Below are 14,831 nucleotides of genomic sequence, written 5' to 3' on the forward strand. Positions count from 1 at the left end.
TTCATGGCTTTCATGCTCCGACCGCCCTTCCACGGTACCGCTGTGCGTGGTCGTGCGGTTGCGTAGAGGCAGGAGCGACCCGGTCGGGGAACGGAGCTGACGGCCATGGACGAAGTCGAGTACCGGTGCTGGGTGACGGCCGTCGCGGACGCCGAGCCGTACGAGGAGAAGGCCCTCGGCGCCGCGCGCACCCCTTCTCTGCTCCTCGCCGCCTCGTGGCTGCGCGCCCAGGCCTCGCTGCTCGTCTGGCGGCTGGAGCCGCACACCCCGGCCGCCGCCCGGCTCGCGGCCTGGCGCGACGACGCCCGGCGGCAGTGGCAGGTCTCCGACTCCCTCGGCGCCGGCGAGGACGTCCGCTTCCGGGTCCGGCACGGGGAGACGACGTACGAGCTGGCCGCGCGGCGCGTGACCGGGGTGCGGGCGGCCCGCAGCGCTGCCCACAGTCCGGGCCTCAACACGGCCACCAGCACGGCCACCAGCGGGGCCTTCGACGCGGCCCGCAGCACGACCCCCGACCCCGCCCCGGACCGTCGCCGCGCCCGCCCCGCCCCGCCCCCTAGCCGAACGCCCTCCGCGCCGCGTCCTCCACCAGTCCGACCGCCTCGGCCAGAGCGTCGGCCGGGGCCGCGCCCGTGCGGAGGACCTCGGCCATGTCGCGGCCCGCCACCGACACTTGGTCCGCGACCGCGAACGCCCCCGCGTCCGGCATCACCCGGGGCTCGGCGCCGGGGGTCTCGGCGCGCTGGGCGCGGGCCGACAACTCCCTGGCCAGAGCGAGTGCCTCGGCCGCGGCGCCACGGCGCAGCCGGCTCTCGGGGGCGCCGCGCAGACGGTCGGCGAAGCGGTCCACGGCGGCGAGGAGCGGGGTCACATCAAGCACGCCGCGACCCTACGCGCCGCCCCGGGACTGTTGCCAATACGCGCACGCTCAGGCACGGTGACGTGAAGGACCATCCCCCGCGTTCCGGCCCCCGTCCGGACAGGGGACCCCCAGGCAATGCGTCCGGAGGCGCCGATGTCCCAACTCTTCTCCGAAGAAACCCATCGCAACCTGCTCTCCCGCATCCCGCACTGCACCGGTCGTGAAGTCTCCGACTGGCTCCGCACCGTCGACGAAGGCCCCTCCCTCGTGAGGTTCGAGGAGAAGGTCAGCTGGCTCCGCAGCGAGCACGACCTCGCGTACGGACACGCCAAGGCGATCATCCACGAGTACGACCTGAGGCGGGCCGCGCGCCGCCTGCTCTAGGAAGGAACCCCCGTGTGCCGCGCCCCGCCGCGACCCCCGGCGGGGCGCAGTGCTGCCGGTCCGCGCGGGCCCCTACGCGCGGGGGCCCGCCGGGCTGCTGCCGGACGGGCCCCTGCTCGGTGCGGTGCGGGCGTCAGTCGTCGCCCTGGAGGATCGCCACCAGTCGCAGCATCTCCAGGTAGATCCAGACGAGCGACATGGTCAGGCCGAAGGCGGCCAGCCACGACTCCTCGCGCGGAGCGCCGTAGGTGATGCCGTCCTCGATCTGCTTGAAGTCCAGCGTCAGGAAGAAGCAGCCGATCAGGATGGCGAGCACGCCGACCGCGAAGCCGAGCGGGCCGAAGCTGCGCAGACCGCCGCCGTCGGCGCCGCCGAAGACCACGACCAGCAGGTTCACCATCGTCACCAGGACGAAGGCGATCGCGATGGTCATACCGATGCGCGCGTACCGCGCGGTCACGCGGACCCAGCGCTGCTTGTAGGCGAACAGGGTGGCTCCGGACACCGCCAGGGTGCCCAGGACCGCCTGGAAGGGCGCGCCGGACCAGCGCTCGTTGTACATCTCACTGATCACGCCGAGGAAGACGCCCTCGAACGCCGCGTAACCGATGATCAGCGCGGGGATGGGCTTCGCCTTGAACGACTGGATCATGGCGAGCACGAACGCCACCAGCGCCGAGCCGACCGCCAGGCCGTAGCTGCTCGACGAGACCGGCAGCAGCGTCCAGGCGAGCACCGCGGCGACGGCCACGGTGCCGAGCGTGATCGCGGTGCGCGAGACGACGTCGTCCATCGTCATCACGGTGCCGCGGGCCGGGGCCTGGGGGGCTCCGTACTGCGTGTCCTGCTGGGCGTACGGATTCGTCGCGTACGGGTTCGTCGGTGCCTGCGCGTACGGGTTGCCCCCGGCCTGCGGCGCGGTGTTGAAGCCGGCGTAGCCGTTGTCGCGGCTGAACCCCCGTCGCGAGAAGACCGGGTTGCTGCTCCTCATCTCACTCCTCCATGGCCGCCGTGTGCGACCTTGCTGTCAAGGGTAATGGGAAAGCAAAACAATCACCCTAGTGCTCTGGGAGGATCTTTCCTCGCCGGGCGGGACGTACACCAGGGGGTTCGCGGTCACAAGAGTGCCACGGGTGGTGCCCCCGCGGCGGCGGCCGGAAGCGGACAGCGGGCCGGGCGGGGGTGCCCGGGGCTTCCCGAGCGGGGTGCGCGGGGCTTCCCGGCGGGGCGGGGTGCCCGGGGCTTCCCGGGCGGGCGGGGCGCGTCGGAGGGGTGGTCTCCGGGGGGCGCGCGGAACCGTTCACCCACGCGCCGCTCATTCGCCGGTAATCGGCCATACGGCCCGTCGCCCGGTCGTTCCGCCCACCGAATTACCGGTTCTGCACGCTTTCCCCCGAGGGGGCGAGAGGTGCCCGGAGCCGGACTTGAACCGGCACGGCCCTAGGGCCAGCGAGGTTTAAGCTCGCCGTGTCTGCTTTCCACCATCCGGGCTGGTCGCGCGGTTCCTGCGTTCGCCCGAAGAGCCTATCGGGACGGCTCCCCCGCCCGGCGGAACGATGGCCGATGTTGTCTTATTTTATTGGCGCTTGAGGGGGCGTCAGCCCGGCCGAGAACCCTTGCGGCACATGCCGGAGGCGGTTGGCAGGCATACCGGTCAGCCGGACTGTGCGTAGCGGAATGACGCGAATTCGACTGCCGCCGACGGGCCGCGCGGACGGCCGGCCAGGGCGGGGGTGGCCGTCGTGGCACTAGGGGACGGTGTCATACCGCAGGAGGAGGCGGGAGGCGTCCGCATAAGACTCAAGACGGCCCGCGAACGGGCACAGGGATGGACGATCCCGGGGCCCGGCGGCGGCGAGGATGGAGGAGTCCCCGCACCACGTCCGACAGGAGCCTTCCGTTGACCACCATCCCCACCGCACACCGCGCCACCGCGGTGGCCGCCCGCGCCACCGAGCTGTCGAAGGTCTACGGCGCGGGCGAGACCCAGGTGGTCGCGCTCGACCGGGTGACGGTCGACTTCCACCAGGGCGAGTTCACCGCGATCATGGGCCCCTCGGGCTCCGGCAAGTCCACGCTGATGCACTGCGTGGCCGGGCTCGACTCGTTCAGCTCCGGCTCGGTCCGCATAGGCGACACCGAGCTCGGCTCGCTCAAGGACAAGCAGCTCACCCAGCTGCGCCGCGACAAGATCGGCTTCATCTTCCAGGCGTTCAACCTGCTGCCGACGCTCACGGCGGCCGAGAACATCACGCTGCCGATGGACATCGCCGGCCGCAAGCCGAACAAGGAGTGGCTCCAGCAGGTCATCGACATGGTGGGCCTGTCCGGGCGGCTCTCCCACCGGCCCACCCAGCTCTCCGGCGGCCAGCAGCAGCGCGTGGCCGTGGCCCGCGCCCTGGCCTCCCAGCCCGAGATCATCTTCGGTGACGAGCCGACCGGAAACCTGGACTCCCGCTCGGGCGCCGAGGTCCTGGGCTTCCTGCGCAACTCCGTGCGCGAGCTCGGCCAGACCGTCGTCATGGTCACCCACGACCCCGTCGCCGCCTCCTACGCCGACCGCGTGATCTTCCTCGCCGACGGCCGGATCGTCGACGAGATGCTGCGCCCGAGCGCCGACGGCGTGCTGGACCGCATGAAGGAGTTCGACACCAAGGGCCGCACCAGCTGATCCCGGGGCACCGCCCCGCCCCGTTCGCCCCCTTCGCCCGGCCCCCACCCCAGGACTGAGAAAAGCCCCATGTTCAAAACCGCCCTGCGCAACGTGCTCGCGCACAAGGCCAGGCTGCTGATGACCGTGCTCGCCGTGATGCTCGGCGTGGCCTTCGTCTCCGGCACCCTGGTCTTCACCGACACCCTCAAGAGCGCCTTCAAGAACCAGTCGGCCAAGAGCTATGACAACGTGGCCGTGGCCATCGAGTCGTACGGCAGCCGGGACGACGACAAGCAGGACCCGGGCGTCGGACGCCGGACCCTGGACAGGATCGCGGCCCTGGACGGAGTCACCTCGGTCAACGGGCGCGTCGACGGGTTCGCCGGGGTGGCCGACAAGAAGGGCAAGCTGATCGGCCAGGGCTGGGCCAACAAGGGCGGGAACTTCTCGCCGAGCCGCGACGGCAAGGACCCCGCCTACACCTTCACCGCCGGCACCGGGCCGGTCCGGGACGGGCAGATCGCGCTCGACGAGGACACCGCCGACAAGGGCGGGTACCAGGTCGGGGACCGGATCCGCGTCGCCACCAACGGGCCGGTGAAGACGTACACCCTCGCCGGTGTGTTCACCACCGAGGACGGCTCGGTCAACGCCGGCGGCAGCCTCGTCCTGTTCGACACCAAGGTGGCGCAGCGGCTCTACCTCAAGCCCGGGTTCTTCCAGAAGGTCAACGTCTCCGCGAAGCCCGGCGTCGACGCCCAGAAGCTCCTCGACCAGGTCCTGCCGACGTTGCCCGAGCACGCCACGGCCCGCACCGGCCAGGCGCTCGCCGCGCAGGAGGCGGACGACATCGAGGAGGGGCTGAGCGCGCTCAGCCAGACGCTGCTGGCCTTCGCCGCCATCGCGCTCTTCGTCGGCATCTTCCTGATCTCCAACACCTTCACCATGCTGGTCGCCCAGCGCACCAAGGAGCTGGCCCTGATGCGCGCGGTGGGCGCCTCCCGCTCCCAGGTGCGGCGCTCGGTGCTCACCGAGGCGCTGGTCGTCGGCACGGTCGCCTCGGCGGTCGGCTTCGGGCTGGGTCTCGGCCTCGCGGTGGGGCTGCGTTCCGCGATGGACTCCTTCGGCGTGAGGCTGCCGGCCGGTTCGCTGATCGTCTCCTCCACCCCGGTGATCGCCGCGCTGGCCGTCGGTGTGATCGTCACCCTGATCGCGGCCCTGCTGCCCGCCTGGCGTGCCGCGAAGATCCCGCCGGTCGCCGCGATGAACAGCGTGCACGCCGCCGCGACCACCAAGTCGCTGGTCGTGCGGAACACCATCGGCGCGGTCATCACCCTGGGCGGCTTCGCCGCGGTCCTGGCCGGCGCGGGCGCCGGACGGGACGGCAAGACCATGATCGGCCTCGGTGCCTTCCTCTCCCTGGTCGGCATCATCGTGCTGATCCCGCTGCTCGCGCGGCCGGTGATCGCCATCGTACGTCCGCCGCTGAGCCGGCTGTTCGGCGTCTCCGGCAAGCTGGCCAGCCAGAACGCGGTGCGCAACCCGCGCCGCACCGGCGCGACCGCCTCCGCGCTCGCCATTGGTCTGACCCTGGTCACCGCGCTTTCGGTGCTCGGCATCACGGTCGGCAAGGCGATCGACAAGACGACCACGGACAACATCAAGGCCGACTACATGGTCGCGATGGCCAGTGGGGACCGGCTGGACAAGTCGGTCGTGCCGGAGCTGCGCAAGGCCCCGGGCGTCACCGCGGCCTCCCCCAAGCAGTCCTCCTACCTCCAGGTCGACGGCGACTTCCGCTCGGTCTCCGGGGTGACCCCGGGCGACATCGAGAAGGTGCTGAAGGTCGAGACGGTCTCCGGCTCGCTCGCCACCCTGGGCCAGGGACAGCTCGCCGTGGACGACGAGACCGCGCGGAAGCAGGGCTGGAAGCCGGGCACGCGGCTGCCGGTCGAGTTCGACGACAAGAAGAAGACGACGCTCACCGTCGGCGCGGTCTTCAAGAAGCAGGAGTTCCTCGACCCGGTGCTCGCCGCGACGTCGGTCCTCGACCCGCACGAGACCCGGCCGCACATCGAGTCGGTCTTCGTGAAGATGTCCGGCGGCGCCACCAAGGTCAACGAGCAGGCGCTGGTCAACGCGCTCGGTGACAACCCGGCGATCAGCTTCATGGACCAGCAGGACATCCGCGACACCTTCGGCGGCATGATCAACACGCTGCTGAACATCATGTACGGGCTGCTCGCGATGGCGCTGCTCATCGCGGTCCTGGGTGTCGTCAACACGCTGGCCATGTCGGTCTTCGAGCGCCAGCAGGAGATCGGGATGCTGCGGGCGATCGGCCTGGACCGGGCCCGGGTCAAGCGCATGATCCGCCTGGAGGCCGTCGTCATCGCGGTCTTCGGCGCGCTGATCGGCGTGGGCCTCGGCACCTTCCTGGCCTGGGCCATCGGCGAGACCATCAAGGGCTCGATCCCGGCGTACGCGCTGGTGATCCCGTGGGACCGGATCGCCCTGTTCATGGCGCTCGCGGGTCTGGTGGGCGTGCTGGCCGCGATGTGGCCGGCCCGCAGCGCCGCCCGGCTGAACATGCTGACGGCGATCAAGACGGAGTAGGGGCACACGGGCGAAGGGCCCGGGACGGCAACCGCCGTCCCGGGCCCTTCGCGTTGTCCGCCTCCGTCAGCTTCCGGCGCAGTACGACATCAGCCGGTCGTGGTTGGCCTTGAACTGGTCGTAGACCGCGTCGTCGTTGATCTTCAGGATGGTCTCGTCGTTGGAGCGCAGGGCCTGCCACGAGTAGTTGTGGCTGCCGGTCCAGACGATCTTCTCGTTGGCGACGCCTTCGTAGGTGCCGTTCACCAGCAGGTACTTGGAGTGGATGCCGATGTTGACGGTGTGGCCCGCGGGCGGGGTCTCCCAGCACTCCACGCGCTGGGTGAGCTGCCCGGACAGGATCGACTCGACGGTCTTGCCCATGGACGGCACGCCCGTGCCGCCGCCGTTGGGGTTGCCGTCGGCCGCCAGGTACACCTTGCAGCCCGCGTCCACCATCGAGGCGAGCTTGCTCGCGATCTGGTCGCGGTAGAAGAGGTTGGCCGCCATCCGCACCTCGGAGTGCTGGGTGGAGGAGCAGACGACCTTGTCGAGGATCAGCTTGACCGTGTCGGTGGCCGGGTCCGTGGAGTAGGTGGTGCCGGACGTCTCCTTGCGGGGGAAGAAGTACGTCTTGTAGTCGGGGTTGGTCGAACTGGTTGGGGTGGAGTAGTAGTTGTTGTTGCTCGTGCCCGCCGAGCCGTTCGCCACCTGGTCGTCGAAGTACGCCTGGTAGTTGGCGTAGAGACCGGCGTCGACCAGCGTCACGGCGTTGTTGAAGAGGTCGGTGCGCTGGGTGCCCGACATGTTGGCCGAGGTCTGCACGACGACGTTGTCCGCGCCTCCCGTGTGGGAGAAGAGGAAGAACTTGTTGTGGTTGATCGAGCCGTCGTCACCGGAGTTGAGTCTGCGGTTGGCGATGCAGGCGCGGCCCTGCGGGCAGGACAGGATCCAGGACGCCTTGGTGCGGTCGGTGCCGAGCGCGGCGGCCAGGTTCTCGTACTCGCCGCCCTTGGTCAGCTCCGTGCCGTCGGGCTTGAAGTTGTGCGACTTGTAGTCGACGACGAGCTTCACGGCGACGCCGCGGTCCTTCGCGGCGATCAGCGCGGTGCGCAGGACGTCGTCGGTGAACGTGTACATCGACATCCGGACGGTGCTGCCCGCGGGGGCGTCGTTCACCAGCGAGACGACGTAGTCGCGGATCCTGTCCTGGTCGGCGGTGGTGCCCGACGGGTCGTTGAAGATCGCCCCGTCGGTGACCGCGACGGTGTCGGCCGAGGCCGCGCCCGGTCCGGCGAAGACGGACATCACGGCAACGGCCAGGCCGAGGAGCCAGGTTCTGCGGTGGCGGTGCACACCGGCCTCCAGTGCATAGGGCTACGAATAGCACGTACATGACAAATCGGACGGCAGGGTTCCGTCCGATCGGTCGAAGGTACCAACGCCCCCCGCCCGCTACCGGTCCGGGCTCCCCCACCGACGCGCCCGCAGCGGCATCCCCGAGGCGCCGCCCCGTGCCGTCTTCACCGCCAGGATCTGGTTGACGCCGATCCGGTTGTGCTCGAAGGACAGGGCGCAGGCGGCCATGTAGAGCCGCCACACCCGGGCCCGGCCGGGGCTCGTCAGCTCGGCCGCGCGCGGCCGGTCCGCCTCCAGATTGGCCACCCAGTGGCGCAGGGTCAGCGCGTAGTGCTCGCGGAGCGCCTCCACGTCCCGCGCCTCGAACCCCGCGTCCTCCAGGGTCGCGAGCGTCCGCCCGAGCGGGGCCAGTTCCCCGTCGGGGAAGACGTAGGCGTCGATGAACGCGTCCACGTGGTAGCCGGCCTCGTCCCCCTCGGGGCGCCGGGCGATCTGGTGGTTGAGCAGGCGCCCGCCCTCCTTCAGCAGGGCGTACAGATCGTCCGCGTACTCCCGGTAGCGCGCCGAGCCCACGTGCTCGGCCATCCCGATCGAGGAGATCGCGTCGTACGGCCCGTCGCTCACGTCCCGGTAGTCCTGCACCCGGATCTCGACCCGGTCGGCCAGACCCGCCTCGGCGACGCGCTTGCGGGCGTAGGCGGCCTGTTCGGCGCTGAGGGTGATGCCGACGACCCGGGCGCCGTGGTGGCGGGCGGCGTGCAGGGCCATCGAGCCCCAGCCGCAGCCGACGTCGAGCAGCCGGTCGCCCCCGCCGAGGCCGAGCTTGCGGCAGACCAGCTCCAGCTTGTCGTGCTGGGCCTGCTCCAGGGTGGCGCCGGGGTGCTCCCAGTAGGCGCACGAGTACACCATCGAGGGGCCGAGGACCAGCTCGTAGAAGGCGTTGCCCACGTCGTAGTGGTGGCTGACGGCCTGTCGGTCGCGGCGTCGGGTGTGCAGCGGGCCGGTGCGCCGGCGCAGCTCCTCGGCGGGCGGGGCGGGCGGCGGCAGCGGCCCGCCGAGCCGCAGCAGCTCCCGGGCGGCGGCCCGCAGCCTCGGGTCGCGTACGGGATGGACCGCACGCCCCGGACTCCTGCCGCGGTCCCAGAGCAGCCCGGCCATCAGGTCGAGGGCCCGGTAGAGGTCGCCCTCGATGTCGAGCTCACCGGCCACCCAGGCGCGCGCGAGGCCCAGTTCGCCCGGCTTCCACAGCAGCCGGCGCAGGGCGCGGCGGTGGCGCAGCACGAGCACCGGGGCGTCCGGTGGGCCCGCCTCGCTGCCGTCCCAGGCGCGGACGCGGACCGGCAGCTCCTCGCCCAGGAGCTCACCGGCGAGAGCGGTCAGCCGCGTCGCGGTGTCGGCCATGGCGCACACCTCCGTGAAGTCGCCCCCGGGGCCCGGCACCCGCCCCGGACAAGATTGCCCCGGGCACCGGCCGTCCCGCTACAGCGCCACGGGCGTACGGCGGCGGCGCGCACGCCGAAGGGGCCGCCCGCACCACGGATGGCGGACGGCCCCTTCGGGCGTTGCTACGGGAGGCTGACCGGGGTCAGGAGGCCTTCGCCTTCTCCTCGACCTTCGCGGCCGGGGCCGGGGCGGGCTTGGCGGCCTCGTAGAACTCCTCGCGCGGAGTCTCCATGGCGCCGAGCGAGACGACCTCGCGCTTCAGGAACATCGCGAGCGTCCAGTCGGCGAAGACACGGATCTTGCGGTTCCAGGTGGGCACGGCCAGACCGTGGTAGCCACGGTGCATGTACCAGGCGAGACGGCCCTTGAGCTTGATCTTCATCTTGCCCATGACGATCATCGCGACGCCCTTGTGGAGGCCGAGGCCCGCCACCGCGCCCTTGTTGGCGTGGGCGTACTCCTTCTGCGGGAAGCCCCGCATGCCGGAGACCACATTGTCGCCGAGGACCTTGGCCTGGCGCAGCGCGTGCTGGGCGTTCGGCGGGCACCAGGCGTTCTCCACGCCGGCCTTGCGGGCGGCGAGGTCCGGGACCTGGGCGTTGTCGCCCGCGGCCCAGATGTAGTCGGTGCCCTGGACCTGGAGGGTCGGGGCGGTGTCGACGTGGCCGCGCGGACCGAGCGGCAGGCCGAAGCGGGCCAGCGCCGGGTTGGGCTTGACGCCCGCGGTCCACACGATGGTGTTGGAGTCGACCTCCAGGCCGTTCTTCAGCACCACGTGGCCGTCGACGCAGGAGTCCATGGACGTCGAGAGGTAGATCTCGACCCCGCGGCCCTCCAGGTGCTCCTTGCCCCACTTGCCGAGCTGCGGCCCGACCTCGGGGAGGATCTTGTCGGCGGCGTCGACCAGGATGAAGCGCATGTCCTCGCGCTTCACGTTGGTGTAGTACTTGGCCGCGTCGCGGGCCATGTCCTCGACCTCGCCGATCGTCTCGGCGCCGGCGAAGCCGCCACCCACGAAGACGAAGGTCAGGGCCTTGCGGCGGACGTCCTCGTCGGTCGTGGAGTCGGCCTTGTCGAGCTGCTCCAAGACGTGGTTGCGCAGGCCGATGGCCTCCTCGACACCCTTCATGCCGATGCCCTGCTCGGCGAGGCCGGGGATCGGGAAGGTGCGGGAGACCGCGCCGAGGGCGACGACCAGGTAGTCGAAGGGCAGCTCGTAGGCCTCGCCGACGAGCGGCGAGACCGTGGCGACCTTGCGGTCCTGGTCGATGCTGGTGACACGGCCGGTGAGCACCTCGGCTCCGCGCACGACGCGTCGCAGCGGGACGACGACGTGGCGCGGGGAGATGCTGCCTGCGGCGGCTTCGGGGAGGAAGGGCTGGTACGTCATGTACGACCGCGGGTCGACGACCGTGACGGTCGCCTCGGCGTAGCGCATCTTCTTGAGAATGCGCCGTGCCGCGTACAGGCCTACGTACCCACCGCCTACGACGAGGATTCGGGGACGCTCCGTGGTGCTCATGCCATCGAGTATCCACCCCCCTGTGGAGCCTCGCTCGTGCGCCCCTTCACAAGGTCCGACGGGGTCTCTGCTACACTTCGCGGCCCACGTGACCGAGGTCATGGTGGCTCAGGGGAACCACGGTACCGGGGAGAACGTTGTTCACCCCTCCTGAACTGGCCCTCACACCGTCGCGCGGGCTGGACCACCGGGTCGGGAAACACGCTCGTAACACGGGGTCGACCCCCTGGATCGCGCCCTGTTGAGCCGTTGGACCTACAGAAGAGAGGCCTGCGGCCCTCATTCGAGGTCATCGGACGGGTTTTCCTTGTGAAGAACTTCACGAACTTTCTCGCGGAGGGTGCTCCGAAGGGCCCCGTAAGGGCCCTCCGGAACCCATTTCACGCGATCGACCAGGCGATTCCGTCGAGGATGTCGTGCTCGCTGACCACGACCTCCGAGGCGCCCGTGCGCTCCATGACGGCCTCCAGGACGAGCGCGCCCGCCGCGATCACGTCGATCCGGCCCGGGTGCAGCACCGGGATCGCCGTGCGCTCCTCATGGGTGGAGGCCAGCAGGCGCTCGGTGACCCGCTTGACGTCCTCGTAGGGGATACGGGAATGGTGGATCGCCGCCGAGTCGTACGCGGGCAGACCCAGCGCGATCGCGGCGACCGTGGTCACCGAACCCGCCAGACCCACCAGGGTGCGCGGCTCGCGCAGCGGGACCGTCTGCCCGGCCAGGTCCAGGGCGGCCTCGATGTCCGCCCGCATGGCCGCGATCTGCTCGGGCGTGGCCGGGTCGCCGGGGTGGTGGCGCTCGGTCATCCGCACACAGCCCACGTCCACCGAGCGGGCCGCGCGCACCCGGCGCGAGCCGACCACGAACTCGGTGGAGCCGCCGCCGATGTCGACCACCAGGTAGTCGCCGTCGGCGTGCAGCTCCCTGGTGGCGCCGGTGAAGGAGAACTCGGCCTCCTGGTCGCCGGTGATCACCTCGGGCTCGACGCCCAGGATCTCGACCACGCCCCGGACGAACGCGTCCCGGTTCTCGGCGTCGCGGGAGGCGGAGGTGGCCACGAAGCGCACGCGCTCGGCGCCGAACTCCTCGATGACCGCCGCGTACTCGCGGCAGGCCGCGAAGGTGCGCTCCAGGGCCTCGGGGGCGAGGCGGCCGGTGCGGTCCACGCCCTGGCCCAGCCGCACGATCGTCATCCGGCGGTCCAGCTCGACGAGTTCACCGCCGTCACCGCCGGACGCGGTCGCGTCGGCGACGAGGAGGCGGATCGAGTTCGTCCCGCAGTCGATGGCGGCGACCCGGGTCACTTCTCGCCCTCCCCGGGCACACAGGGGGTGACGCAGGGGCCCTTCGCCCACCACTCGGGGAGCATCGCGATCGCCTCGTCGCCCAGCGGGTTGACGCCGGGCCCTGCCGCCAGCGAGTGGCCGACCAGCACGTGCAGGCACTTCACCCGGTCCGGCATGCCGCCCGCGCTCGGGAAGCCCTCCAGGACCTCGATGGCGTCGCGGCGGGCGATGTAGTCCTCGTGGGCGGCGCGGTAGGCCGCGGCCAGCTCGGGGTCGGTCGCCAGACGTTCCGTCATCTCCTTCATGACGCCGTTGGCCTCCAGCGTGCCGATCGCCGACGCGGCCCTCGGGCAGCTCAGGTAGTACGTCGTCGGGAAGGGCGTGCCGTCGGGCAGCCGGGGGGCCGTCTCGACCACGTCGGGGTTGCCGCACGGGCAGCGGTGCGCGATCGCGCGCAGTCCGCGCGGCGGGCGGCCCAGCTGCTCCTGGAAGGCGGCGATGTCCGCCTCGGTCGGCTCGGTGCGGGGAGTGCGGGGCGGGGGCGTTTCCATCGCGGTGTCTGTCTCAGTCTCTGTCTGTCTGGATCGGTCGCTGGCGGTTCACGTCGTCAGTCGCCGGGACGGTCGGCCTTGTCCACACCGTCCCAGAGGTTCTGGTGCCAGGGGCGGCCGGTGGAGGCCTTGCCGTCGCGGCGGCCCTTGCCGGCCGACGGGTCGGTCACGGTGTAGCCGGTCTCGCCCGGGAACTGCATGTGCAGGTGCTCACGGGCCAGCCGCTTGATGTACGCGTCGTCCTGGAGCCGCGCCTTCTCGTCGCGCAGCCGCTCGACCTGCGCGGCCGCGTCGTGCTCCTTGCGGCGCTCCTCGGCGATGTCGCCGCGCTGCGACACGTACTGGCGCATCGGGTACGCGAGGGCCACCACCAGGGAGCACATCACCAGGGCGAGCAGCGCGGCCCGCCCGGTGAGCCGGGAGCGGCGTGCCTGGCGCTTCTTCTGCGACCGGTAGACACGGGCCGCGGTCTGCTCGCCGAGCACCTTGAGCCGGGCCGCGGTGGAGAACCGGTCCCGGTTGCCCTTGGCCATGTCGCCCCGCTCCCCTCACGTACGTACAACGTCCCCGGACACGGTACGGGACCGCGGCCGGGGACGTACGGACGACAGGGCGGTGGGCCCTGGCCGTGCTACGCGGAGCGGAAGCGCGGGAAGGCGCTGCGGCCGGCGTACACCGCGGCGTCGTCGAGGATCTCCTCGATGCGCAGCAGCTGGTTGTACTTGGCGACGCGCTCGGAGCGGGCCGGGGCGCCGGTCTTGATCTGGCCGCAGTTGGTGGCGACGGCGAGGTCGGCGATGGTGACGTCCTCGGTCTCGCCGGAGCGGTGCGACATCATGCACTTGAAGCCGCTGCGCTGGGCGAGCTCGACGGCGTCGAGGGTCTCGGTCAGCGAGCCGATCTGGTTGACCTTCACCAGCAGGGCGTTGGCCGACTTCTCCTCGATGCCGCGGGCGAGGCGCTCGGGGTTGGTCACGAACAGGTCGTCACCGACGAGCTGGACCCGGTCGCCGAGCTTGGCGGTGATGGTGTTCCAGCCGGTCCAGTCGTCCTCGAAGAGCGGGTCCTCGATGGAGACCAGCGGGTACGCGTCGACGAGCTCCGCGTAGTACTCGGTCATCTCGGCGGCCGTGCGGGACTGGCCCTCGAACTCGTACTTGCCGTCCTTGTAGAACTCGGACGCGGCGACGTCCAGGGCGAGCGCGACGTCCTTGCCCGGGGTGTAGCCGGCCTCCTTGATGGCCTCCAGGATCAGGTCCAGGGCGGCGCGGTTGGAGTCCAGGTTCGGGGCGAAGCCGCCCTCGTCGCCGAGGCCGGTGGACAGGCCCTTGCGCTTCAGGACGGCCTTGAGGGTGTGGTAGACCTCGGTGCCCCAGCGCAGCGCCTCGGAGAAGGACTCCGCGCCGATCGGGGCGATCATGAACTCCTGGATGTCGACGTTGGAGTCGGCGTGCGACCCACCGTTGAGGATGTTCATCATCGGAACGGGCAGCAGGTGCGCGTTCGGGCCGCCCAGGTAGCGGAAGAGCGGCAGGTCGCTGGCCTCGGAGGCGGCGTGGGCGACGGCGAGCGAGACGCCGAGGATGGCGTTGGCGCCGAGCGAGCCCTTGTTGTCCGTGGCGTCCAGGTCGAACATCGCCTGGTCGATCAGGCGCTGCTCGGTGGCGTCGTAGCCGACGAGCTCCGGGCCGATCTGCTCGATCACGGCGAGGACGGCCTTCTCGACGCCCTTGCCCTGGTAGCGGCTGGGGTCGCCGTCACGCAGTTCGATGGCCTCGAAGGCGCCCGTGGAGGCGCCGGAGGGGACGGCGGCACGGCCGGTGCTGCCGTCGTCGAGGCCGACCTCGACCTCGACCGTGGGGTTGCCTCGGGAGTCCAGGATTTCCCGGGCTACGACGACGTCGATGGACGGCACGAGCATCTCCTTCTGGGATGTGACGCGGAAACGCCGGGCCGCTTGGTCCGGCACCCCTGAGCCTAACCGGCTCCGGGGCATCCACCAGCCGACCGACCGGCCCGTGGGACGAAACGGGGGGCAAAATGTTCCCGAACAAAACAAACCCCCGCGCCGCGCGGGGCGGTTTCCCTGCCGGGTGCGGTGCGTATGCGTCTGCGGCCCGGTGGGGGCTGGTCGCGCAGTTCCCCGCGCCCCTGGTGGTGCGGGCACCTACAGGGG

Annotated in this window: 12 protein-coding genes and 1 tRNA gene; 3 read left to right on the top strand and 10 right to left on the bottom strand. The window is 71.1% G+C overall.

Annotated elements, in window-relative coordinates; genetic code table 11:
- Positions 1 to 556: 556 nt before the first annotated feature.
- The gene (locus ABZ404_RS34170; protein WP_358833751.1) at positions 557 to 880 is read right to left on the bottom strand and encodes a hypothetical protein; all 324 of its coding nucleotides are present in this window, start codon (positions 878 to 880) and stop codon (positions 557 to 559) included.
- Between the two features lie 135 nt (positions 881 to 1,015).
- Here ABZ404_RS34170 and ABZ404_RS34175 point away from each other — a divergent pair, with 135 nt between their 5' ends.
- Positions 1,016 to 1,246 carry a DUF4287 domain-containing protein gene (locus ABZ404_RS34175; protein WP_101388640.1) on the top strand — a complete coding sequence of 77 codons (231 nt, stop codon included), beginning with the start codon at positions 1,016 to 1,018 and terminating at the stop codon, positions 1,244 to 1,246.
- Between the two features lie 133 nt (positions 1,247 to 1,379).
- On the opposite strand, the gene ABZ404_RS34180 is transcribed toward ABZ404_RS34175, so the two are convergent.
- Both ABZ404_RS34180 and ABZ404_RS34185 read right to left on the bottom strand, forming a co-directional pair.
- Positions 1,380 to 2,237, bottom strand: coding sequence for a Bax inhibitor-1/YccA family protein (locus ABZ404_RS34180; RefSeq protein ID WP_358833752.1), 858 nt, complete (start codon positions 2,235 to 2,237; stop codon positions 1,380 to 1,382).
- Between the two features lie 418 nt (positions 2,238 to 2,655).
- Positions 2,656 to 2,737: transfer RNA gene (locus ABZ404_RS34185), tRNA-Leu, on the bottom strand.
- 409 nt (positions 2,738 to 3,146) lie between these two features.
- Here ABZ404_RS34185 and ABZ404_RS34190 point away from each other — a divergent pair.
- On the top strand, positions 3,147 to 3,917 hold the full coding sequence (locus ABZ404_RS34190) for an ABC transporter ATP-binding protein (protein ID WP_358833753.1): 771 nt from the start codon (positions 3,147 to 3,149) through the stop codon (positions 3,915 to 3,917).
- A gap of 69 nt (positions 3,918 to 3,986) precedes the next feature.
- Positions 3,987 to 6,515 (top strand): ABC transporter permease, encoded by a 2,529-nt coding sequence (locus ABZ404_RS34195; RefSeq protein ID WP_358833754.1) that lies wholly within the window; start codon positions 3,987 to 3,989, stop codon positions 6,513 to 6,515.
- A 66-nt stretch (positions 6,516 to 6,581) separates the two neighbouring features.
- Here the strand turns inward: ABZ404_RS34195 and ABZ404_RS34200 are convergent, their stop codons facing one another.
- From ABZ404_RS34200 to eno, 7 genes are all read right to left on the bottom strand, one after another.
- Positions 6,582 to 7,850 (bottom strand): phospholipase D-like domain-containing protein, encoded by a 1,269-nt coding sequence (locus ABZ404_RS34200; RefSeq protein ID WP_358833755.1) that lies wholly within the window; start codon positions 7,848 to 7,850, stop codon positions 6,582 to 6,584.
- Between the two features lie 99 nt (positions 7,851 to 7,949).
- Positions 7,950 to 9,254 (bottom strand): cyclopropane-fatty-acyl-phospholipid synthase family protein, encoded by a 1,305-nt coding sequence (locus tag ABZ404_RS34205; protein WP_358833756.1) that lies wholly within the window; start codon positions 9,252 to 9,254, stop codon positions 7,950 to 7,952.
- 184 nt (positions 9,255 to 9,438) lie between these two features.
- Positions 9,439 to 10,818, bottom strand: a complete 1,380-nt coding sequence (locus tag ABZ404_RS34210) for an NAD(P)/FAD-dependent oxidoreductase (RefSeq protein WP_358833757.1) — start codon at positions 10,816 to 10,818, stop codon at positions 9,439 to 9,441.
- Between the two features lie 380 nt (positions 10,819 to 11,198).
- Positions 11,199 to 12,122 carry a Ppx/GppA phosphatase family protein gene (locus ABZ404_RS34215; protein ID WP_358833758.1) on the bottom strand — a complete coding sequence of 308 codons (924 nt, stop codon included), beginning with the start codon at positions 12,120 to 12,122 and terminating at the stop codon, positions 11,199 to 11,201.
- On the bottom strand, positions 12,119 to 12,655 hold the full coding sequence (locus ABZ404_RS34220; protein WP_358833759.1) for a DUF501 domain-containing protein: 537 nt from the start codon (positions 12,653 to 12,655) through the stop codon (positions 12,119 to 12,121). Before ABZ404_RS34220 ends, ABZ404_RS34215 begins: the two co-directional genes overlap by 4 nt.
- Before the next feature lie 56 nt (positions 12,656 to 12,711).
- Positions 12,712 to 13,188 (bottom strand): septum formation initiator family protein, encoded by a 477-nt coding sequence (locus ABZ404_RS34225; protein WP_358833760.1) that lies wholly within the window; start codon positions 13,186 to 13,188, stop codon positions 12,712 to 12,714.
- Positions 13,189 to 13,286: 98 nt separating this feature from the next.
- Entirely contained in the window at positions 13,287 to 14,570 is a 1,284-nt protein-coding gene (gene eno / locus ABZ404_RS34230) for a phosphopyruvate hydratase (protein WP_358833761.1), read from the bottom strand.
- Positions 14,571 to 14,831: the final 261 nt, after the last annotated feature.

Source organism: Streptomyces sp. NPDC005878 (genome assembly GCF_040629815.1).
Taxonomy (GTDB): domain Bacteria; phylum Actinomycetota; class Actinomycetes; order Streptomycetales; family Streptomycetaceae; genus Streptomyces.